This window comes from Agreia sp. Leaf244, from assembly GCF_001422695.1.
Taxonomy (GTDB): Bacteria; Actinomycetota; Actinomycetes; order Actinomycetales; family Microbacteriaceae; genus Agreia.
Map to the genome: position 1 here is coordinate 14,504 of NZ_LMLX01000006.1, position 21,199 is coordinate 35,702.

At 64.7% G+C, this 21,199-nt stretch carries 22 protein-coding genes, 1 tRNA gene and 1 pseudogene; 12 read left to right on the plus strand and 12 right to left on the minus strand.

Going from position 1 to position 21,199, the window contains the following annotated elements:
• Positions 1-22 precede the first annotated feature (22 nt).
• Positions 23-1,531 carry a ribosome biogenesis GTPase Der gene (gene der / locus ASF06_RS16920; RefSeq protein ID WP_055949824.1) on the plus strand — a complete coding sequence of 503 codons (1,509 nt, stop codon included), beginning with the start codon at positions 23-25 and terminating at the stop codon, positions 1,529-1,531.
• 122 nt (positions 1,532-1,653) lie between these two features.
• Positions 1,654-2,061 (plus strand): DUF3054 domain-containing protein, encoded by a 408-nt coding sequence (locus ASF06_RS16925; RefSeq protein ID WP_055949827.1) that lies wholly within the window; start codon positions 1,654-1,656, stop codon positions 2,059-2,061.
• Positions 2,062-2,084: 23 nt separating this feature from the next.
• Here ASF06_RS16925 and ASF06_RS16930 read toward each other — a convergent pair whose 3' ends face one another.
• From ASF06_RS16930 to ASF06_RS16940, 3 genes are read right to left on the minus strand one after another with little or no spacing between them, the layout of a single operon-like run.
• Positions 2,085-2,954 carry an ABC transporter permease gene (locus ASF06_RS16930; RefSeq protein ID WP_082501036.1) on the minus strand — a complete coding sequence of 290 codons (870 nt, stop codon included), beginning with the start codon at positions 2,952-2,954 and terminating at the stop codon, positions 2,085-2,087.
• Positions 2,941-3,924 (minus strand): ABC transporter ATP-binding protein, encoded by a 984-nt coding sequence (locus tag ASF06_RS16935; protein WP_055949830.1) that lies wholly within the window; start codon positions 3,922-3,924, stop codon positions 2,941-2,943. The genes ASF06_RS16930 and ASF06_RS16935 overlap by 14 nt, the downstream gene beginning before the upstream one ends.
• Positions 3,921-5,018, minus strand: a complete 1,098-nt coding sequence (locus ASF06_RS16940) for a LolA family protein (RefSeq protein WP_055949833.1) — start codon at positions 5,016-5,018, stop codon at positions 3,921-3,923. Before ASF06_RS16940 ends, ASF06_RS16935 begins: the two co-directional genes overlap by 4 nt.
• 194 nt (positions 5,019-5,212) lie before the next feature.
• On the opposite strand from ASF06_RS16940, the gene ASF06_RS16945 reads away from it, so the two are divergent.
• Together ASF06_RS16945 and ASF06_RS16950 are read left to right on the plus strand one after the other, a co-directional pair.
• Positions 5,213-5,286 (plus strand) — tRNA-Pro (locus ASF06_RS16945).
• Positions 5,287-5,651: 365 nt separating this feature from the next.
• A complete protein-coding gene (locus ASF06_RS16950; RefSeq protein ID WP_055950089.1) occupies positions 5,652-6,242 on the plus strand; it encodes a sulfite oxidase-like oxidoreductase in 591 nt (196 codons plus the stop codon).
• A 34-nt stretch (positions 6,243-6,276) separates the two neighbouring features.
• On the opposite strand, the gene cysS is transcribed toward ASF06_RS16950, so the two are convergent.
• Entirely contained in the window at positions 6,277-7,674 is a 1,398-nt protein-coding gene (gene cysS / locus ASF06_RS16955) for a cysteine--tRNA ligase (protein WP_055949838.1), read from the minus strand.
• Between the two features lie 268 nt (positions 7,675-7,942).
• On the opposite strand from cysS, the gene ASF06_RS16960 reads away from it, so the two are divergent.
• Entirely contained in the window at positions 7,943-8,578 is a 636-nt protein-coding gene (locus ASF06_RS16960) for a TetR/AcrR family transcriptional regulator (protein ID WP_055949840.1), read from the plus strand.
• A 14-nt stretch (positions 8,579-8,592) separates the two neighbouring features.
• On the opposite strand, the gene ASF06_RS16965 is transcribed toward ASF06_RS16960, so the two are convergent.
• On the minus strand, positions 8,593-8,907 hold the full coding sequence (locus ASF06_RS16965) for a hypothetical protein (protein ID WP_157439248.1): 315 nt from the start codon (positions 8,905-8,907) through the stop codon (positions 8,593-8,595).
• A gap of 191 nt (positions 8,908-9,098) precedes the next feature.
• Between ASF06_RS16965 and ASF06_RS16970 the strand changes: the two genes are divergently transcribed.
• Positions 9,099-10,520 carry a DHA2 family efflux MFS transporter permease subunit gene (locus tag ASF06_RS16970; RefSeq protein WP_055949846.1) on the plus strand — a complete coding sequence of 474 codons (1,422 nt, stop codon included), beginning with the start codon at positions 9,099-9,101 and terminating at the stop codon, positions 10,518-10,520.
• 330 nt (positions 10,521-10,850) lie between these two features.
• Here ASF06_RS16970 and ASF06_RS16975 read toward each other — a convergent pair whose 3' ends face one another.
• Together ASF06_RS16975 and ASF06_RS16985 are read right to left on the minus strand one after the other, a co-directional pair.
• The gene (locus ASF06_RS16975) at positions 10,851-11,234 is read right to left on the minus strand and encodes a thioredoxin family protein (RefSeq protein ID WP_055949849.1); all 384 of its coding nucleotides are present in this window, start codon (positions 11,232-11,234) and stop codon (positions 10,851-10,853) included.
• 469 nt (positions 11,235-11,703) lie between these two features.
• Complete coding sequence (locus tag ASF06_RS16985; RefSeq protein ID WP_162237722.1) at positions 11,704-12,135, minus strand: GNAT family N-acetyltransferase; 432 nt, start codon at positions 12,133-12,135, stop codon at positions 11,704-11,706.
• A 158-nt stretch (positions 12,136-12,293) separates the two neighbouring features.
• On the opposite strand from ASF06_RS16985, the pseudogene ASF06_RS20230 reads away from it, so the two are divergent.
• A pseudogene (locus ASF06_RS20230) lies at positions 12,294-12,398 on the plus strand (zf-HC2 domain-containing protein); the annotation flags it as partial.
• A gap of 36 nt (positions 12,399-12,434) precedes the next feature.
• Complete coding sequence (locus tag ASF06_RS16990; RefSeq protein ID WP_235501055.1) at positions 12,435-13,121, plus strand: RNA polymerase sigma factor; 687 nt, start codon at positions 12,435-12,437, stop codon at positions 13,119-13,121.
• Between the two features lie 39 nt (positions 13,122-13,160).
• Here the strand turns inward: ASF06_RS16990 and ASF06_RS16995 are convergent, their stop codons facing one another.
• From ASF06_RS16995 to ASF06_RS17005, 3 genes are all read right to left on the minus strand, one after another.
• Complete coding sequence (locus ASF06_RS16995) at positions 13,161-14,354, minus strand: bifunctional alpha/beta hydrolase/OsmC family protein (RefSeq protein WP_055950091.1); 1,194 nt, start codon at positions 14,352-14,354, stop codon at positions 13,161-13,163.
• Between the two features lie 44 nt (positions 14,355-14,398).
• Entirely contained in the window at positions 14,399-14,983 is a 585-nt protein-coding gene (locus ASF06_RS17000; RefSeq protein ID WP_235501056.1) for a carboxymuconolactone decarboxylase family protein, read from the minus strand.
• 176 nt (positions 14,984-15,159) lie between these two features.
• Entirely contained in the window at positions 15,160-16,062 is a 903-nt protein-coding gene (locus ASF06_RS17005; RefSeq protein ID WP_055949860.1) for an NADP-dependent oxidoreductase, read from the minus strand.
• A 101-nt stretch (positions 16,063-16,163) separates the two neighbouring features.
• Here ASF06_RS17005 and ASF06_RS17010 point away from each other — a divergent pair, with 101 nt between their 5' ends.
• A complete protein-coding gene (locus ASF06_RS17010; RefSeq protein WP_055949863.1) occupies positions 16,164-16,664 on the plus strand; it encodes a MarR family winged helix-turn-helix transcriptional regulator in 501 nt (166 codons plus the stop codon).
• Complete coding sequence (locus ASF06_RS17015; protein WP_055949866.1) at positions 16,657-17,778, plus strand: epoxide hydrolase family protein; 1,122 nt, start codon at positions 16,657-16,659, stop codon at positions 17,776-17,778. Before ASF06_RS17010 ends, ASF06_RS17015 begins: the two co-directional genes overlap by 8 nt.
• A 126-nt stretch (positions 17,779-17,904) precedes the next feature.
• Here the strand turns inward: ASF06_RS17015 and ASF06_RS17020 are convergent, their stop codons facing one another.
• On the minus strand, positions 17,905-18,840 hold the full coding sequence (locus ASF06_RS17020; protein ID WP_055949869.1) for an NADP-dependent oxidoreductase: 936 nt from the start codon (positions 18,838-18,840) through the stop codon (positions 17,905-17,907).
• Between the two features lie 96 nt (positions 18,841-18,936).
• On the opposite strand from ASF06_RS17020, the gene ASF06_RS17025 reads away from it, so the two are divergent.
• A complete protein-coding gene (locus tag ASF06_RS17025) occupies positions 18,937-19,488 on the plus strand; it encodes a MarR family winged helix-turn-helix transcriptional regulator (protein WP_082501037.1) in 552 nt (183 codons plus the stop codon).
• Here the strand turns inward: ASF06_RS17025 and ASF06_RS17030 are convergent.
• Entirely contained in the window at positions 19,377-20,393 is a 1,017-nt protein-coding gene (locus ASF06_RS17030; protein ID WP_082501038.1) for a Ppx/GppA phosphatase family protein, read from the minus strand. The genes ASF06_RS17025 and ASF06_RS17030 overlap by 112 nt on opposite strands.
• A gap of 83 nt (positions 20,394-20,476) precedes the next feature.
• On the opposite strand from ASF06_RS17030, the gene ASF06_RS17035 reads away from it, so the two are divergent.
• Positions 20,477-21,196 carry a HEAT repeat domain-containing protein gene (locus tag ASF06_RS17035; RefSeq protein ID WP_200920406.1) on the plus strand — a complete coding sequence of 240 codons (720 nt, stop codon included), beginning with the start codon at positions 20,477-20,479 and terminating at the stop codon, positions 21,194-21,196.
• Positions 21,197-21,199: the final 3 nt, after the last annotated feature.

Below are 21,199 nucleotides of genomic sequence, written 5' to 3' on the forward strand. Positions count from 1 at the left end.
GGCTCCCAACCCGTCCAGCCCGATGACCGACTCCGAAGACGACTTCGAGGGCACCGACCCGACCCTGCTCGACAGGCTCGACACTCTCGACGACGAGCTGATCTCGGCGCGCACCGAGACGCTGCGCGCGGGCCTCGCCGACTTCGATCTCGACGAAGACGATCTTCAGATTCTCGAGGCCGCGACCGACGACCCCGACGCCATCACCTACCTGCCTGCGCTTCCCGTGCTCGCGATCGTGGGCCGGCCGAACGTCGGCAAGTCCGCGCTCGTGAACCGCATCCTCGGCCGCCGCGAGGCCGTCGTCGAGGACACCCCCGGCGTCACCCGCGACCGCGTCTCGTACAAGGCCGAGTGGGCCGACCGCTTCTTCACCATCGTCGACACCGGCGGCTGGGAGCCCGACGCCAAGGGCATCAACGCCTCCGTCGCCATGCAGGCCGAGATCGCGATCGACCTCGCCGACGCCGTGCTCTTCGTCGTCGACGCCAACGTCGGCGCGACCTCGACCGACGAGCACGTGGTGCGTCTGCTGCGCAAGGCGAAGAAGCCCGTGTATCTGGCCGCGAACAAGGTCGATGACCTGCGCCAGGAACCCAACGCCTCGGTGCTGTGGTCTCTCGGGCTCGGCGAGCCGTACCCCGTCTCGGCACTTCACGGCCGCGGCGTCGCCGACCTGCTCGACATCATCCTGAAAGATCTGCCGCCGGTCTCGGCCGTCGCCAAGCAGGAGGTAGGCGGACCGCGTCGCGTCGCCATCCTCGGCCGCCCGAACGTGGGAAAGTCGTCGCTGCTGAACAAGGCCGCGGGCGAAGAACGCGTGGTCGTCAACGAGCTCGCCGGAACGACCCGCGACCCGGTCGACGAGCAGGTCGAGATCGCCGGACGCATCTGGCGCTTCGTCGACACGGCCGGAATCCGTCGTCGCGTGCACCTGCAGCAGGGCGCCGACTTCTACGCGTCGCTGCGCACCTCGGCCGCTCTCGAGAAGGCCGAAGTCGCCGTCGTCATGATCGACGTGACCGAGCCGATCAGCGAGCAGGATGTGCGCATCATCGACCTGGTGCTCGAGTCGGGACGCGCCCTCGTGCTCGCCTTCAACAAGTGGGACATGCTCGACGACGAACGACGTCGCTACCTCGAACGCGAGATCGAACAGGATCTCGCGCACGTGTCGTGGGCGCCGCGCGTCAACATGTCGGCCAAGACCGGTCGTCACCTCGAGAAGCTCGTGCCCGCGCTCGAGCTCGCGCTCGACTCGTGGGACACCCGCCTTCCGACGGGCAAGTTCAACGCGTTCCTGGCCGAACTCACCTCGGCGCACCCGCACCCCGTGCGTGGAGGAAAGCAGCCGCGCATCCTGTTCGGAACGCAGGCCTCGAGCCGCCCGCCGACATTCGTGCTGTTCACGACCGGGTTCCTCGACCCTGGCTACCGTCGTTACATTCAGCGCCGGCTGCGCGAGGTCTACGGCTTCGAAGGCTCGCCGATCATCGTCAGCATGCGCGTGCGCGAGAAGCGCAAGCGCTAGCTGTTCGCGCGGCGTCTGTTGCCGGTGACGACGTCTGTTACCGGGCCGCCGGCAACAGACGTCGCGTACGGTCACATTCGCTGCGCCGCAAGTCCGCTACCGTTGCGTAGGGTTATTCTGTGATGTCCCGCCGCACGCCTGTTCCGACGAGCCTCATCCTCGCCGCCGCCGCAGCAGACCTGCTTCTCGTGCTCGTCTTCGTGCTGATCGGCCGGGGGAGTCACGAGGTGGGCTTCACCCTGCTCGGCACCCTGAACACGGCCTGGCCGTTCGTCACCGGCCTTGCCCTGGGATGGCTGGTCTCACGAGCGTGGCGTGCGCCCCTGCCGATGAGGCGCACGGCCCTGCCGGTCTGGGCATCCACCGTGGTGATCGGCGTGCTTCTGCGGGCCCTCAGTGGTCAGGGAGTCGCCGTGTCGTTCGTGATCGTGACGCTCCTGGTGCTGGCGGCATTCCTGTTAGGCTGGCGCGCCCTCGCCAGGCTTGTCGTCACACGCAGAACCCGCCGCGAGGCGCACGTGGAGCATTGACCGTTACACGAGACGGACGCACGCTACGACAGGATGTCCTTGCTCGAGAACCGCCCGTAGGCGAGCGCCCCGAACACCACGACATAGCCGAGTTGCAGCAGAGCGTTCTGCCCGAACGACGACCACTCGATGGGTTGGCGAAGCAGGTCGGCGAAGTCGAGCCAGTAGTGGCTGAAGAGCCATGGATGCAGCCACTCGGTCTGCGGGAGCGAGTTGAGCACCTGGGCCACGATCGAGAGCACGACTGTGGCGGCCATGGCTCCGACAGGCGCGTCGGTGAGCGTCGAGATGAACAGGCCGATCGCGGACAGGCCGAGCAGCGACACCGTGGCGTAGAGCGCAATCAGCAGCGACCGCACGAGCGATTCGCCGATGTTCACCGTGTCGCCGGAGAGCAGGGTGACCGGTCCCACGGGGAACAGGGCGATGCCGATCAGGATGCCGGCGATCGACAGCGTCAGGGTTGCTGCCAGGCAGAACACGGCAGTCGCGAGGTACTTCACGACGAGCAACCGGATGCGCCCGATGGGCGAGACGAGCAGATAGCGCAGCGTGGCCGTGTTCGCCTCGCCCGCGATCGAGTCGCCCGCGACGACGCCGACGGTGAGAGGGAGGAAGAGCGGGATCGCGATGGTGAGCCCCGCGATGCCGACGAAGAGGCCGTTCTGCGTGATGCTGCCGATGAAGACCGGGCCGCCCCCGCTCGACCCCGAAGACGAGATGCGCACGGCCACGGCGATCAGGATGGGAACGGCAGCCAGCGCCAGGAGCATCGCCCACGTGCGGCGACGCCGGAAGAGCACGGCGAGTTCCGATGCGAAAAAGCCCGCGCCCAGGCTGCGCGTGGATCGGCGGACGGCGAGGCCGCCTGCGGTCGGGTCACTGGACGACATCGAATCCCTCCCCGGTCAGTGCGACGAAGAGGTCTTCGAGCGATGCGTGGTCGACGGCGAATCCGCGTACTCGCACTCCTGCGGCGACCAGCGCGGCGACGATGTCCTCCGGCGCGGTCGACTCGGGCAGCGTTGCGGCGACTGTCGCACCCGGCGCATCCGGATGCCCGGGGTCGAGACCCAGCGTGCGCAGCACCTGGGCGGCGGCGTCGGCATCGGGCGTCGTGACGATCACCCGGGTCGTGCCGGCGGAGCGCAACTCGTCGAGGGTTCCCTGGGCGACGAGCCTGCCGGCCCGCATGACCGCGGCGTGTGTGCACATCTGCTCGATCTCGGCCAGCAGGTGGCTCGAGACGAAGACGGTCGTTCCCTCGTCGGCGAGCGACCGGATGAGACTGCGCACCTCGCGCGTCCCTTGCGGGTCGAGGCCGTTGGTCGGCTCGTCGAGCACGATGAGGTCACGCGGCGCGAGGAGGGCGTTGGCGATGCCGAGCCGCTGCTTCATGCCCAGGGAGTAGGCACGCACCTTCTTGTCGGCGGCGTGGCCGAGGCCCACCCTGTCGAGGGCGCGCGAGACTCGGGCGGCTCGGCTGCCGCTGGGGGCGAACCCGTCGGCGGAATCGAGCCTGTGGAGATTGGCGGAGCCGGAGAGGAACGGGTAGAAGCCGGGACCCTCGATGAGGGCACCGACTCGAGGCAGCACCGAGCCGAGCCTCTGTGGCATGCGTTCGCCCAGCACGCTGATCTCGCCGCCGCTCGCCTGGGCGAGGCCCAGCAGCATGCGGATCGTCGTCGTCTTTCCCGAGCCGTTGGGGCCGAGGAAGCCGAAGACGGAGCCGCGAGGCACCGACAGGGCGAGGTCGTCGACGACCGTCTGGCGGCCGAAACGCTTGGTCAGCGCCGTCGTCTCGATCGCGAGCCCGGATGCGTGTGCGGGCCCGGTCGATCCCGTGACGCGGCCGTCGATCACTTCCCGGCTGCCGCCTGCAGGGTCTCGACCGGCACGGCGCCGGCGAGCACGCGCCCGTCGTCGGTGATGAGCACGGTCAGCAGGGTCGTCTGCAGCACGTGGCCGCCGTCGACGGACGTCGTCAGCTGCGAGAGCATCGGCGAGTCGGTGAGCGACGAGGGGTCTGTGCTCGCGGGGAGTTCGACGATGGTGTCCCATCCCGTTCCCGTGACGATCGGCTCGGGGTGCGTGCCGGCATCCGGTGTCGCGCTGCCCTCGGCGGGAGCGTCGTCGCGGTTCGGGAGGACCTTCTCGGTGACGTCGGTTCCGGCCGGGGGAGTGAAGTCGAAGAGGTCGGCGGAGGGAGCGTCGAGCGACAGCGACGTGAAGGCCACGTGGAACGCCGGGTCGGACGTGCCCTGGGCGAAGACGTCGACGCTGAGGGGGAGTCCGGTGTCGGCGTCGACCGCGATCTCGACCGACGAGACGAGGGTCGTCGAGCTGTCGGGGGTGAGGATGAGGTCATAGGCGGAGCGGCCGGCCACGGTCACCGGGTCGCCGATCGTGACGTCGGTGCTGGGGTCGACGGCGTCGAGGAAGCGGGTGGCGAGCTCGGCGGGGGTGATTGACTCGGCCGAGGCGTCGGGTGCTGTGGATGCGTCGGCCGGCAGGGTGGAATGCACGGCCGTCGAGTCGCTCGAGTCGTAGAGCCACAGATCGTCGCCGTTGCGGATGGCGTCGCGCTCGGCCATGTCGTCGAGGATCTGCACTCGGCTCTGCTCGGGGCCGTCGACGTAGACGCGCAGGGTGTGCGAGGCGGTGAGCAGCTCGAGTGCGGAGGAGAGGTCGCTGCCGTCGGAGGAGTCGGATGAGGAGCCGGAGTCTGTGGAGCCGCCGAGGCCGGACACGTCGGGCAGTCCGAGGTTCGACGACTGCTCGATGGTGCCCGAGAAGGTGTCGACCGTGCTCGAGGCCGCGAGTTCGAGAACCTGCTGCGGCGTCTTGTCTGCCGGGTCGGCCGAAGCGCTGGTCGCGAAGACCCCGCCCAGAACGACGGCGCCAATAGCAACGGGGGCTGCGGCGGCGGGAATCCAACGGTGCCAGGTGCGGGGCATGAGCGGCCAACTTTCGGGTGGTGCGGGCGTCGTGAGCGTGCGCCACGTCGCAGTGGACCTGACGCTACGCCCGAAGTCCGTGAATCTGCTCAGTCTTCTCGTGCGCCCTCAAGGCTGTCACTCGTGGCGCGTGTTCGCGAGGCAGCGAAAGTCAGGCTAATATGGACAAGTTGTCTTCGCGGATGACAAAGCCACGGGCTGTGGCGCAGCTTGGTAGCGCACTTGACTGGGGGTCAAGGGGTCGCAGGTTCAAATCCTGTCAGCCCGACAGATATGCCCCGAACTTCTTCATGAGGTTCGGGGCTTCTTCATTGCCTAGGGGAGACCCGGCGACGCTCGACGTGGGCATCTTCGCCTCGCCAACTGCGGGCAATCCGATCGAGAGGATCGCCCGCACCACGTCACTCCGGGACAGTCCTGCGACGCCACGCGCGCGAATTCACCCCGCGCTTTGGTCGGTTCCGAGCGAGGAGACGGGAAGTGGAGCAGCGGACGGGGTCGATGAAGAAATCGCAGCCACGATGAGCCCGCGACGACGTAGAGTTGGACCCGACGGACCTATTGGGTGGAGTCGATGCCCGATCGGCTCTGATGACCAACGCCGCAGACCTTAAAAGATCAAAGGAGATGGACATGTCGGGCATAACGCGTGGCTTCGGCGGACGGCAGCGAGAGAGTATCCCGGACTTGCCGCCCGGACAATATCTCACCGATGGTTTTCCGGTGCTGTCGGCTGGGCCGACACCCCAGCTCGACACGGCGGAGTGGAACTTCACAATTCATGCCGAGACCGGTAACCACAATTGGTCGTGGGAAGAGTATCTCGAGTTGCCATCAGTGGACGTCTCCACGGACATCCACTGCGTTACTCGATGGTCGAAACTGGGAACGACGTGGCGCGGAGTTTCTCTTGACACATTCTTCGAAGACGTCGAATCCACCCGCGACTTCGTGATGGCACATTCCTACGGCGGTTACACCACGAACATCCCTCTGGAAGATCTGCTCGACGGGCAGGCGTGGATCGTTCATGAGTTCGACGGCGAGCCCCTGGAAGCCGAGCACGGTGGTCCAGCGCGACTTCTCGTTCCACACCTCTACTTCTGGAAGAGCGCCAAATGGATACGCGGCCTCGTGATGAAGTCTGACGATGAGCCAGGATTCTGGGAACAGAACGGATATCACATCTACGGAGACCCTTGGCGGGAGGAGCGGTACTCGTAGAGTGAGCTCATCGACGGGCCTGCGGTTTCGTCGACTAGGTGATCGACCACCGCGAGCCGGTAGGCGAATCCTCGACGCGCACGCCGGCTGCGGAGAGTTCGTCCCTGATGCGGTCGGACGCGGCAAAGTCCCCGATCTGTCTCGCGATCGATCGGTCGTGGAGCATCCGCTCGATCCGCAGACCGCGCTCTCGATCCTCCGAGCTGGGTTGTTGTCGGCTCGTCGACTGTTCAGTCGGAATGCCCAAGACCTCGAGCATGGCGACGATGTACCTGCGGGCGCTGAGCGCTGCGGTCGAGTCGTCCTGGTCCATGGCGGTGTTGCCTTGCCTGACGAAATCGTGGATCACTGCAAGGGCTTGGGGGACATTCAGGTCGTTGTCCATCACCGTCTCGAAGGCGGCCGGCAGCCTCGCTGAATCGGTCGTATCATCGTGGTCCGCCAGCGACGACGAGCGACGAAGAAACGCTTCTATCCGTTCCAGGGCGGCATCCGCCTCGGCAAGCGAATCCTCGTGATAGTCAAGAGGAGACCGATAGTGCGCGCTTGCCAGGTAGTAACGAAGTGCCGATGGTCGCCACACGGCGAAGAGGTCTTCTGCCTCAGTGGAATTGGTGAGCGATCGCGACATCTTCTGCCCGCCGATGACCACCAGTCCGTTGTGAAGCCAGTACGAGGCGAATGGATGGCCGGCCGCCCTGGACTGGGCAAGCTCGTTCTCGTGATGGGGGAACCGGAGGTCCAGCCCACCGCCATGTATGTCGAACCTGTCACCAAGGTAGTGGGACGCCATGGCGGAGCACTGGATGTGCCACCCGGGTCGACCTCTACCCCATGGCGTAGCCCAGGATGCCGAGTTCGGCTCTGATGGCTTCTTGCCCTTCCACAGGGCGAAGTCGCGCGGATCACGCTTACCTCGTGTTTCGAGATCAGGGGACGGTGCGAGAGACTCGGGGCGCTGGCCGCTCAGTTCGCCGTACGTCGGCCAGCTGGTGACATCGAAGTAGACGTCGCCTGACTCGTCGTCGGCAACATACGCGTTGCCGGCGCGCAGCAGCCGGCCTATGAGCTCCACTATCTGCGGGACCGTTCCCGACGTGTGCGGCTCATAGCTTGGCGGAATGATGTTGATCCGGTCATAAGCGTCGGCGAATTGAAGCTGAATCCTGTACGCAAGGGCCCACCACGGTTCCTGCCCGGCGCGGTCCAAGACCTTGTCGTCGATGTCCGTGATGTTTCGTATGAAGGTGACGTCGTAGCCACGATAGATGAACCACCTTCGCCAGAGGTCGTATACGAGAGCACTGCGAAGATGGCCGATATGCGGCTGCGCTTGAACCGTCGGCCCGCAGAGGTAGATACCGACGTGGCCCTCTCGCACGGGCGTGAAGTCGACGAGCGCTCGTCGACTCGTGTCGTATAGACGAATCATGGATGTCCCGTTCGTGTCGGAATTTTCAGGTCGATCGACGGCACTCGCGACTCCGATGGCTCTTGAAATCTACATGGACCGCAGAGTCCTAATCAAGACATGACGCGAACGAGTCGAACAAGAAGGCTCAGGGCTTTCACTTTCGCATTCATGGCGGGGCAGCCTTCTATTAGGACCTTAGGGTCCATTACGATAAAGTCGAACATCGCTGGGGCGTAGGTGGGTCATCGATCATGTGACGGCCTGTCCTGCAACTAATCTGTAAACCATGATCAGCAGCGAAAACCCCACTCGTCGGCTAACGGCGCGAGGGGTTGCCACAAAGGCCCGAATCCTAGCGGCTGCCAATCAGCTCATGTACGAGCGAGGGGTGGCCGCGACGACGCTGGCCGATGTCCGGTTGGCCAGCAAAACATCGAAGTCGCAGCTGTACCAGCACTTCGTCGACAAGGACGCACTAGTGAACGCAGTTATCGAACAGCGCGGAGAAGACGTGCTGGCGCAGCAGCGCAAATTTTTGCAAGAGGTGGATTCGATCCGCGGCTTGGAGCTGTGGCGCGACGAGCTTGTGGAGCGGAACAGTCGCCAGAACGGTGCTTATGGGTGCCCGCTGGGTTCTCTTGCGAATGAGCTCGCTGACCAGGACGACAATGCTCGCCAAGCGATCTCGATTCACTTCGACCACTGGCTGTCGCTGCTCACAGGCGCAATAACCGCGATGAAGAGCAATGGAGTTCTTCGCAAAGACGCGGATGCGCGTGCGCTCGCCAGCGGACTCTTGGCGGCCTTGCAAGGTGGTTACCTCTTGGCGCAGACGGCTCGGGACATGTATCCCATGAAGGTTGCTCTCGACATGGCTATCGCTCAGGTCCGCACGTTCGAGTCGGATAACCGCTCCGAATAAGCGAAGCAACGAACTCAGCTCGGCAATCCAACACCGCTGGTCGGTGTTCTGAATATGCCGGAAAAAGAGCTCTGGTCTCTGTGGCTCGTGAAGGTGAGACCGACCACGACCTGATTCTCGACTCGCCAGGACAGAGAGTAACTGGCTCGAAAACTCGGCGGCCAATACGAGGAGAAGACGCCATCGTCGGCGACACTCCATTCGCCACGAGTGCTGCGTCCTGACTCGACGTAGACCGTTGTTCCGTCTTCCATGAACTGCTGGATGGCTCCATCGTCGTAGACGAGTTCGACGTCGGATAGCGCCTCGAGCGCGGCCTCGTAGGTCACGGGTTCGCCACCGGATGCTCGAGGTGCATCGTGTCCGTTCGCCATCTGAGTAGCCCAATCTGTATCCGCGTGACGTATCGAGCAGGTTCGTAGACGACCCTTCATTCATGATCTCGCGGATTGGACCTGTATGTCCAGTTAATGGAAAAGTCTGACGCTGTGCCCGCACCTTTGGGCGTAGGGTGGCGCCCATGAGCCGTACACAGCGCCTTGTTCTTCTGCTCGCGATAGTGGCATCCTTCGTCGCCTTCCTGAGTGGCACCGTGGTGACCGTAGCGCTGCCGAAGATCAGCGCGGAATTGGGTGGCGGACTGGTCGGCCAGCAATGGACGATGAATGCGTACCTCATCACACTCGGCTCGCTCATCCTTGTAGCTGGATCGCTCAGCGACGCGGTCGGGCGAATGCTGATTCTTCGGATCGGGCTCATCGGTTTCGGATTGACCTCGGTGGCCATCGCGCTGGCGCCGACAATCGAATTCCTCATTGTCTTGCGCGCGGTTCAGGGTGCCGCGGGTGCGTTGTTGGTGCCGAGTTCTCTGGCCCTCATCATCGCGTCGTTCAAGGGCGCGGCCCAGGGGCGAGCTATCGGCATGTGGACGAGCGCAACAAGCGCCGCCGCGATCATCGGACCTCTCGTCGGCGGGCTGTTGTCCGATTTCTCGACGTGGCGCTGGGCTTTCGTCGTCAACGTGATTCCCATTGCCATCGCGCTCGTGCTGATGGGCCGGCTGGATGTCCGTGACGTCCGCACGCCGGGGATACGAATCGATGTTGTCGGCGCTGTGCTGTGCACCCTCGGGTTGGGGGCGATGGTCTACTCCCTCATCGAGGGCCCTTCCCGCGGCTGGAACAGCGTTGTGGTGTTGGTCTCCCTCGTCGGCGGCGCTATCGCGTTTGCTCTCTTCCTCCTTCGGCAGCGTCATCGCACCAACCCGATCGTCCCTCTCGACCTGTTCAGAGTGCGGAACTTCTGGACGGGGAATGTCGCAACGGCTTTCATCTATGCCGCCCTCTCTCTGAACGGGTTCGTTCTGGGGATCTACCTCCAGCAGACCGCCGGGCTCTCTGCGACCCTCGCTGGGCTCGCCTCCCTGCCGATGACGATCATCATGATTCTTGGCAGCTCTCGAATCGGCGCCTTGAGCGGCCGTTTCGGTCCACGGGTGTTTATGACCGTCGGCCCACTGCTCATGGCCGCGGGTTCCTTGATGCTGTTGCTCGTGTCGGGGGACTTCAACTACTGGCAGCAGGTATTGCCAGGCGTGTCGGTGTTCGGCCTCGGGCTGACCGTGACCGTGTCTCCATTGACCAGTGCGATCCTCGGCTCCGTGCCGACGGAACGCTCGGGGACGGCATCCGCCGTCAACAATGCGGTCGCGCGAATAGCCGGATTGGTGATCGTGGCCATCCTGGCCGTCATCGTCGGGGGTCAGATAGACCTCGACGGGTTCCACAGGGCGGCAGTCGTGACGGCCGGACTTCTGGCGCTCGGTGGCATCACGTCGTGGATCGGCATTCGTGCTGTCGCCTCCGCTGAATCGTCGGGAGAAGTCATGGTGTCTCCTGCCCCGTGCGTGGCCGGCGACGTGCCGGTGGTTTCACGCGTCTGATCCGACGCGTCGATCAGTCTTCTTCGGCCGATGGCAAACTCGCGAGGAAATCGATGACGACGTCGGGTGGCACTTCGCACGGTCGAAGTATTGGCCCCTGAGTGGTGTGCCAAAAGTTGGCGCTGAACTTCACCGGGCCCCCCAGTTGTTCTGCCGCGAATGTCGTACTCTTCCCGTTTGCGTGTTCAGTTCGGCTGACCCCCCAGGAGTCGTTCCCTATCACATGTCGTGACCATCCGGCCGGTACTCGCGCCAGAAGCATTTCGAGATCAGTGGTGGGCGGTTCGTCCTCCATGTGCCGCTTCCCGTCGTCGCGTCGTCGCCGACGATCTAGTGATGGGTATGTAGGTGACCTTCTGGATGAGCGGACTCGTCGGCTTTGATGGCTTCCATGTCCAACGAGCGCACGTCAGTGATGAGATCTGCTAATGCGGGCGTAGGAATCGCGCCGGCTTGCGAGAACACAACCGTCGAATCCCTGAAGGCCATCAGCGTGGGGATGGCTTGAATGCCCGCCGCCGAGGCCACCTTCGTTGCTACTTCGGTGTTCACCTTTCCAAAAACGATATCTGGATTGGCCTCCGACGCCGCCTTGTAGATGGGCGCGAATATCTTGCACGGAGCGCACCATTCAGCCCAGAAGTCGAGAAAGACAATGCCCCCAGCGCCGATCACTTCGCTGATGTTCTCTTCAGTTATGTCGATGGTTGCCATCGGGTCTCCTTGTCGCTGGGGCTAAGCCCCGTCGGATGCACGCGTCGACTTTGTCATCGGAGCCTTCTCCGCAGGACCTCGGTCTGATCCACCGAGGCCGGCTCCCAATCCGTAGCGCGCTCTTTGTGAGCAGGTCTGCCCTCTTCGCGGACGAAAATCATCTCGTTGAACTGATCCGCATCCAACCAGGCCAATCGTTCAGGCTCGGACCTGCTCACCAGAGCGAGCGGTCGCTTCCACAGGTCTTGCGCCATGGCACGAATGCTACCAAACATTTGGTCTTTTCGGTCCAAAACGGCGAGAAGCGGCCTCGAAAGAGTACCCGGATATCGTCTTCGGCAAGGTGGACACGGAGGCCTCCATCGAGCTTGCCCGCGAGAATCACATCCGCGCCCTGCCCACCTTGGTGGTCCACTCGTAGTCGCTCGAGCGGGTTGCTGCTTACCAGCCTCTTCTCTCGCAGTCCGCTTCAGTGCTGGCCCCCATGCCTGCGGGCGGCGCCCGGGTGAACGGGGTCGACCACATCTGCGTACTCGGGATGGGAAGCAACGAAGGCGATGGTGAATGGGCAGGTGAGGGTGGCCGTTCGTCCTTGTGCGCGCAGTGTGTCGAGCACGTCGCCGATCAGTTTGCTCGCAAGTCCCTGGCCTCGGAACTGAGGGAACACGGAGGTCGCGAGGAGCGTCACCCGTGTCCCTGCCGTGGAATACAGGAGTCCGGCCGCAGTGCGACCGTCGACCGCGAGCTCGAATACGTCGGCAGCCATGTCGTCGGTCACCACGACCCTCCCGACGCCAGCCGCGCTGTTCGTGGGATTCCCCAGCTCTTCGGTCACCTGATCGGTGTCGGTCAGCGTGATCATGCCTTCGTCGTTGCGTTCCGTGGGCGTCTTGCCTCTCATGAGCTTGCGGATCCGCGCCGCGAAGCACCTTGCCGCGTGTTGCGATGCGGTGGGCAAAAGTCCGACGCGGTAGGCGTTCATATCCACCGAGCAGCCCTCGGTTCCCCTCACGCTAGCCCAAGATGGACCTTTGAGTCCATGCGGACTAGTGTTGCGAAATGGCCACTCTGACATGCTCTCGAATCGTCTCGATCGCCTCGGACTATCTCGACGGCGCACTTCAACCCGAGGAACGAGCAGAGGTCGACGCACACCTGCGTGGATGCGACGCCTGCTCCCAGCACCTCGCTCAACTACGGATGACCATCGACATTCTGGCCGGACGTCCTGACGTCGCGGTACCCGACGAGCTACGGGGCGCGCTCGCCCAGATGTCTGGTGCCGAGAGTGTGGCGGATGTGGCAGCTCGAGCCGCTGTAGATCACTCCGGATACCTGCTCAGACTCGCTCGCACCTTCCGGCCGGACGGGGCTGAAGACGCGGTCCAGTCGACCTGGCTGCGCGCCTTCGGCGAAGGGCCCGGGGCGTTCAGCCGAGCACGCCTGACCCAGTTGTTGCTCGCCCAGGAGGATCGTGACCCCGAGGCGCAGTCCTTCAATGATCACGACGGTGGCGCAGATCGTGCCGTCGAGCAGTTGGACGCCGATGCCGACGAGGCCGAGTTGTTCTATCCCTCGTTTTACAGCGAGGGCCCCGACGCCGGGGCGTGGATCGACCAGCCCAACGCCTGGCCCGGCCCGAACCGGATACTCGGTCCGGAGTCGGACTTGACGACCACCGAGTTGTACGGCGTCGTCGACGATGCCCTCGGCACCGTGAGTCCTCTACAGGCCACGGCGGTAAGTCTGGTGGACTTCGACGGAGAGACCGCCGAACATGCGGCGGCGACCCTCGACGTCGATGTGGCTGATCTTCGCCGTGCGCTGAACGAGGGCCGCAACCATGTTCGTGGTTCACTGGACTCCTATCTGGTCACCGCCAGTTGAGCAGAGCGAGCAGACGCGGCCGCCCTTCTCGACGGTCTCCTACCCAGCCGGGCCGACAGTCGTCTCGATGATGACTTCGGACTGCAGAGTGCGATGCACCGGGCATTTGTCCGCGATCTCGCGCAGTCGCCGGCGCTGGTCGTCGTCGAGGTCGCCTTCGAGATGGATCACCCGTTCGATACGGTCCACCTGACCGGAGGTGGTTTCGCAATCGACGCAGTCCTGCGCGTGGACTCGGGAGTGTCGGAGCGTGACGCTGATCTTCCCCAGGGGCCACTTCTTCTTTTCGGCATACAGTCGAAGGGTCATCGAGGTGCATGCCCCTAGGCTCGCCAGAAGGAGATCATATGGCGACGGACCCGAGTCGCCACCGATCGGGCGGGGTTCGTCGGCGGTGACTCTGTGCCGGCCGATGACAATGCTCTGCGCTAGTCCGCCGGCGTCGCTCTCGGAAACCACGACCAGTCCTTCCGACGGGTTGTCTGCCGGCGACGGGTCAACTGGCTCCGAGACCGGATCGAACGCGTAGCGGCTGGCCCAGGCGGCCAGGGTCGCTGCTGTGAAAGTGGAATCCTCTGATTTCGTGAGGAGATGATCGGCTCCGTCGATCGATATGAACGACTTGGGGTGACGGGCGGCGTCGAAGATGCGGCGCGCGTTGTCTACGTCGACGGTGGTGTCTACGGGCGAGTGCATGACGAGCAGGGCCGCATTCAGGCCATGGATGCGTTCGGCTTGCGGTTGCGCGGAGATGTCGTCGAGAAACTGCTGACGAATGCGGAATGTGCGACCGGCGAGTTGCACTTCAGCTTCTCCGGACGCTTCGATCTCAGCACGGCTGTCGAGCAATAGTCGGATGACATGGTCGGGATCGGCAGGAGCTCCGATGGTGGCTACTGCCCGCACTTCGGGGATGCGATGGGCGACGGCAAGCACGGCCGCCCCGCCCAATGAATGCCCGATCAGAAGCGTCGGCGCTGCGTAGTGGGTGCGGAGAAAACTAGCGGCGCGATCAAGGTCATCGATGTTGGAGCTGAAGTTGGTGTTGGCGAATTCGCCACCGGAGTTACCTAGACCGGTGAAGTCGAATCGGAGCACGGCGATTCCGAAATCAGTCAGAGATCGCGATATCCGGGCCGCCGCGAATACATCCTTGCTACAGGTGAAACAGTGAGCAAACAAGGCATATGCGCGCGGTGCCGACTCCGGAAGGTCGAGTCTCGCCGCCAGCATCGCGCCCTGTGAGCCGGGAAAGTCCAGTCGCTCGCTCCGCCCGCTCACTCGGGGTCCACCCGATGGTCGACGTGCCGTTCACGTGCTTGAGTCGAATCCGAATGAACGGGCACCGCACCCTGCGCGAGCTTGAGGCGAGTCCACACGTTCATGTTGATGATCACAGCGGCGATCTCCGCGACGTCCCGCTCGGCAACGAGGGTGCGCAGTTCATCGTGTGCAACGGCGAACTTCTTCTGATCGAAGATGGTGAGGGCCTCGCAGTACTCCAAGGCTGCCCGCTCCGTCGAGGTGAACATCGTGCTCTCACGCCACGATGCCAGGTGCGCGACGACGACGGGCGGGATCCCTATCGTGGCTGCGACCTCCGTGTGCAGAATGAGGCAGTAGGAGCACGGGTTGATCTGCGCGACGCGCAGCCTGAGCAACTGCAGCAGTCGCCGATCGCCGTGCAGTTCTGCCGAATATCCGAATGCCGCCGCCATCTTGGCTGCAAGGCGGCCGAAGGGGTTCAGGTCGGGATCGAATCTCGTGTTCGTGAAGCTGACGCCCTCGAGTTCTGGGCTGACGCTGCCAACGTGACGCTTAGGCATCCGCACGCCTGCCCGCTGCGGGTCGAGGCGAAGCATGCAACTCAGTCATGTGAGCCCCTCAGATCAGCGCGAATCGATGCTCCGGATGAGGTCGAGCATACTCTCCGTCGCACAATATGAGGACTTGTTGGTCCAATTCATTCCCTTGTGGGTAGGCGGACCCTTGGGCCTCACCGGGTGGTGAGGCCCCAGGGTGCTCCGGGGTGCCCGGGTCAGGGCTGGGTGATGACCACCTTGCCGGCGCCGTTCTCAGTCAAGGTATGCGCCTTGATGATCTCGTCTATCGCGAGCTCGTGGTCGACGCGGGGCGTGTAGAGCCCGTCCCGTCCGAGGGCCGACGCGTGCTGCAGGAGGGTCGAGTCGTTGCGGGCGCTCACGCTCTTCACGCCGAGTCGTGCGGCTCCCTCGTGATCGATGACGGTGACGACCCGGGAGGTGTCTCCGACGATCCCCAACAGGTCCGGCAGCGAATCGGAGGGTGCCGAATGCAGCGCTGCGTCGACGCCGTCTGGCGCGAGGGCGGCCACACGGTCGGCCAACCCCGGGCCATACGTCGTGGGTCGAACGCCGAGAGACTGCAGGTACGGGTGGTTGCTCTCCCGGCCGGTGCCGATGACGGTGGCACCGGCGGCGATCGCGAATGCTGCAGCGGCGCTGCCGACGGCACCTGACGCGCCCTCGATGAGGAAGGTCTTGCCGTTCACGTCTCCCAGGGCATCGAGAACGGCCCCGGCGGTGGTGGAGGCAAGCCCTGCAGCCGCGGCCTGCGCAGTCGACCACGTCTCAGGGACGGGGGCCCACGCGGTCAGGACCGCGAACTCGGCAGAGGTGTCGCTCACCCCGCCCAGGCCGAACACGAGGTCGCCGACGTGCGTATCCGTGATGTCTGGACCGACTTCGTCGACGACACCGACGGCATCCCTTCCGGGAATGGCGGGCAGATCCAGCGGCAGGAACTGGGCCAAGTGGCCGGCGCGCAGGACCACATCGATCGGGTTGACGCTCGTTGCCTGAACCTTGATGCGGATCGAACCTTCACCAGCGTGAGGTTCGGGTGCGTCTTCGATGACAAGAACGTCGGGATCTCCGTATGAATGGAATCGGGCGGCGCGCATGGATTGCCTACTTTCTGAGGGGTAGAGTCAGCAAATACTTGCTGCGGAAAGGAACAATACGCTTGATTCCTTTCCGTGGCAAGGAACTGTAGTCTGGGACCATGCCTAATGAGTACCTTTCGTCGCAGCAGGACCGGACCTGGTCATTGTTTGTAGGCGTCATGATGTGGATGCCCGCAGAGCTGGATGCCTATCTGGAGCGGTCCGCAGATCTCCGCCACGCCGAGTACGGGGTGTTGCGCTGCCTGTCTCTCATCGAGGATCGCGAGATACATATGAGTCGCCTTGCTGCTACTGCCAACGTGACGCCGTCGCATCTGTCTCGGATCGTAGGGCGGCTGGAGAAAAGAGGTCTTCTGGCGCGAAGCGCGGACCCGGCGGACGCCCGGAAGATCTTGGCGAGATTGACGACGTCAGGCGCTCAGCTTCTGACCGAGGTGGAGCCCGGCTACGTCGCGGAAGTCCGTGCTCGAGTGTTCGAGCTACTGGACCCCCAGCAGGTCGACCAATTAGAGGACCTCGCCGAAGCGATCCTCACCCCGCTCAGGAGTGAGTGTGTAGACCTTCTGCCGCCTCGATCAGCTCGGGCTGACCATGGCTGAACCGTTTGATGTGCACGTGTCTCCGGATGACCTTGCCGATCTTCGAGATCGTATTCGGCGCACCAGGTGGGCGCTGCCTTGGCCGGTGAGCGGCTGGTCGGCGGGTACCGATCAGACCGAGTTGCGACGCCTCGCCGACCGCTGGGCCGAAGGTTTCGACTGGGACTCGAGTCGATGTGAGATCCAGGCGCTCCCGTGGGCGAGTATCAGCCTTGACGGTACGCCACTCTCATATCTGCGCTTCGATGCCGAACAAGCCGGACGCCTGCCTCTGGTGCTCACCAACGGCTGGCCCAGTTCGGCGCTCGAACTTGTCGAGCTCGCCAGACGCCTCTCCTCGCCCTCGCAGTTCGGCGGAGACGCAGCCGACGCCGTGACGGTCATCGTTCCTGCGCTTCCTGGCTTCCCTTTCTCTCCGCAACGACCGAGCTTGGACGATCCCACCCACGAGCTCTGGCACCGGCTCATGTCTCACCTCGGCTTCACGCGTTACACCGCCCACGGTGGAGATCTGGGCGCGGGCATCACGTCGCGTCTGGCCGAGAACCACCCCGAGGCAGTTGTCGGCATCCACTTGCTCGCAGTCGCCTCCCCTCCGGACGTGGACGAGGAGACCATCACGGTCGAGGAGCGCGCCTACCTCGACCAAGTGCGGACGTGGACCGAGGCCGAGGGCGGCTATCAACATCAGCAGCAGACGCGTCCACTCACTCTCGCTCCGGCGCTTGCAGATTCCCCCGTAGGGCTCCTGGCATGGATCATGGAAAAGCACCGGTCCTGGAGCGACTGCGAGAGCGATCTATCGAGGCGATTCAGCGATGACTACCTTCTGACCCTCGCCTCCCTGTATTGGTTCACCGGCTCCATCTCGACCTCGTTCAGGCCGTACTACGAGTACGCCACTGGTCACGCGCCCCCCGTGCAGCGCGTCCGGGTTCCCACTGCCGTCGCCATCTTTCCGCACGACTTAAGCCGCCCACCGCGCAGTTGGGCGGAACGCACCTACGACGTGGTCCGCTACACGGTCATGCCCCGGGGCGGCCACTTCGCCCCTCACGAGGAACCCGGGCTCCTCGCCGCCGATATCGGCGCGTTCCTCCGCGACCTGTACTGACGATCGGTCATCCCGCTCCGCCTGCACGGAGACGTTAGACCAGTGAGCACGACTGCGCCCGCGAGTATTCCGTACACCGGCCATTCGATCCCGAGCGAGAAGACGCCGAGCAGGCCGTAGCTGAGGTCAGCCGACGGTGATGACCGTCTTGCCGCCGAGGCTGCCGGAGCCGGCGGCCTCGTGTACCGCAGGCAGCTCGTGGAGAGCCCGTCGGTTTGTGACATTCAGAGTGATGCTCCCGGCGTCGAGGCGGGCCACCATGTCGGCCAGGTGCTCGCCGTTGGGCGTCACCCACACATTCGCGGAACGGGTGCCTCGAGCCTCGTCGGCCGGGATAGCGCCGGCAGAGCTCACCGCGATACCGCCGTCGGCCACGTAGGCAGAGAGCTTCTCGAGCTCTTCCGGAGCGAACCGCACGTGGTTGATGACCACGTCGAAGATGCCGCCGACAGCCGCAGGTCCGGCCTCGAGGTCGAGGGGCCCGACCGTGTGCGTCGCGCCACGCTCGAGGAGTCGGCCTGCATGACGCGGCGATGCGGCCGCGGTCACGGTCGCACCGGCATCTGCCGCGAGCTGCACGACGATGCCGCCGACGGAACCACCCGCACCGATCACGAGGACCGTCTGCCCTGGGCGCACGTCGGCCAGCTCCACCGCGGCCTGCCGAGCTGCCAGGCCGGTGAGGGGGAGTGCGGCGGCGTCCGCCAGGTCGACGCTCTGCGGCGCACGCGCAACGAGATCAGCGGCGATGACCGCGTACTCTGCGGCGCCCCCGTGCTGATCCATCGGGAACATGCCGACGACCTGGTCGCCGACAGAGACCGTCGTCACGCCCTCGCCGATGGCAACAACAGTGCCGGAGACATCGAGGCCAGGCGTAATCGGCAGCTCGGTGGGGATGAGTGCCGCGAGAACGCCGAGGCGGATGTGCTCGTCGACCGGGTTGAACGAGGTCGCGGCGACCTGGATCAGGACCTCGCCTGCGGCGGGGGTCGGCTGATTTATTTCCTCGTTCTGCAGGACGTCGGTGCCGCCGAACTGGTGGTAACGGATGGCCTTCATTGAAACTCCTCGAGATAGTGGGACTTGCCTCGTCAAGTCAAGATAGTCGTTTTGACTTGCCTTGGCAAGTGCGGATTGGCCGACTACGCTTGCCCCATGACAGATGAGCCGAGGTGGTTGAACGACGATCAGCAGCAACTGTGGCAAGACCTGCTCACCGTCGTCATCGCTCTTCCGCCGCTCCTGGATCGGCAGCTGACGCGCGATTCGGGTCTGTCGAATTTCGAGTACAGCGTGCTGGCGCGGCTGTCCATGAGTGACGAGCGCACGATTCGGCTCAGCGAGCTCGCTGCCGTCTGCAACTGCACACTGCCGAGACTGTCGAAAGTGATGGCGCGATTCGAGCAGCAGGCGTGGGTGACCCGGCGGCCTGATCCACAGAACGGACGATTCACCCTGGGAACACTCACCGACCTCGGAATGGAGAAGGTCGTAGACAGTGCGCCCGGCCATGTCGAGCGAGTTCAGCAGCTCGTGTTCGATCCGCTGACGCGGGAGCAGCAGGACGCCCTACGCGGACCGCTCGCCGTCGCGGCTCAAGAACTTCGTTCGCTCCTCCATGGCGAGGAGCTGATCGAGACGGACTCTTCAGGGCCCGCAGTCCGCGCGCCGAACGCACGGTCGCGCCCGTCGAGCGCGTCGATGTAGCGCAGCACTATCCCTTCGCGCAGCGCCCACGGCGAGATCGTCATGGTCTGCACGTCGAACACCTTCATGGCCGTGCGCAGCACGACCGCGCCGGCGAGGATCTGGTATCCGCGCTCGGGCGTGATGCCGGGCAGATGCTCGCGCGCGGCACCCGTCATCGCCCGCAGGGAGGGCTCCCACTCGCGCAGGCCCGCATAGTGAAGCTGGGCCAGATCCCCGGTCACAGGATCCGACGGACCACCGACCAGTCGGGCGAGCGATCGGATCGTTTTGGAGGTGCCCACCACACGCTTGGGGCGAGGCCGGTCTGCGAACAGCTCATCCCGCAGCCGAGTCAGCTCGGCGCGGGCGTGCGCGCGCAGTCTTGAGATGTCGGCGCGCTGAGGTGGATCCTCGGCGAGGAATCCGACCGTCGTGCGCCCGGCGCCGAGAGGAAGCGACGCCTGAACGTCGGGGTACTCGTCGGCGCCCTGCGCGATCTCGAACGACCCGCCACCGATGTCGAACAGCAGGATCTCGCCCGCCGACCAGCCGAGCCATCGTCGCACGGCGAGCATGGTGATGCGCGCCTCGTCCTCTCCCGACAGCACGTGCAGCTCGACTCCGGTCTCCCGCGCGATGCGAGCCAGCACCTCCTCGCCGTTCGTCGCCTCGCGAATGGCACTGGTGGCCGTCGAGATGAGGTCGTCGACCCCGATGTCGCGGGCGGTCTCGGCGGATTCCTTCACCGCCGCGACGATGCGCCGCACGCCCTCCTCGTTGATCGCACCATCGGCATCCAGATAGCGCATGAGCCGCAGCGTGGAGCGCTGGGAGTGGTAGGGCACGGGGCTCGCCCCGGGATGCGCGTCCACAACCAGGAGGTGGACGGTGTTGGACCCTACATCGATGACTCCGAGGCGCATGACCCGGAGTCTATTGCCCGTGCACGCGTCATACAGGCACGCTCCCGTGCCCGACAGTGTTGACTGGCATGCATGAGGACCTCATGAACACACGACCCGACGAGGCACTGCGCGCCGCCCTGGGATCGGCGGACGCCTCGGTTCGGCTTCAGGCCGCGCTCTCGGCCGGTACCTATCCGAACGACGCCTACGTCGATGTGCTCGTCGATCGCTGCGCGGTCGAAGCCGATTTCTTCGTGCGCGACATGCTCACCTGGGCCCTGACGCGGCATCCGGCCGACCTCACCGTGCCGCGCCTGACCGTCGAGACGACATCGGCCGTGCCGCAGGCGCGCAGCCAGGCGTTCCACAGCCTGTCGAAGGTGGGCGACCCGCGCGGGTGGGCGGCCGTCACCGAGAGCGCGATACAGGATGCCGACGAGTCGGTCGCACGGGCGTCCTGGCGTGCCGGGGTCATCCTCGTGCCGGTCGGCCAGGAGGGGGAGGTCGCGACGATGCTGAGCACGCAGTTGGGCCGTGGCGATCGCGACGTGCAGCTCAGTCTCGCCCGGGCGCTCGCGGAGCTCGGTGATCATGCCGTACCGGCGCTCCGAGCGGCGAGGATCCACCCGAGCGCCGGGGTCAGGGCGCACGCCCTCGCGATCGAACGGTTGATCGAGGATCCCGACGACTACTTCGACGAGGCGATCTTCGAGGCCATGAGGATCGTCACCCGACAGGGCGAGCCCGACGGGACGCCCGACGGGACGCCAGATTCGACCCCCGATTCGCAGCGCGATCCCCGCCCCGAAGGCACAGAATAGAAC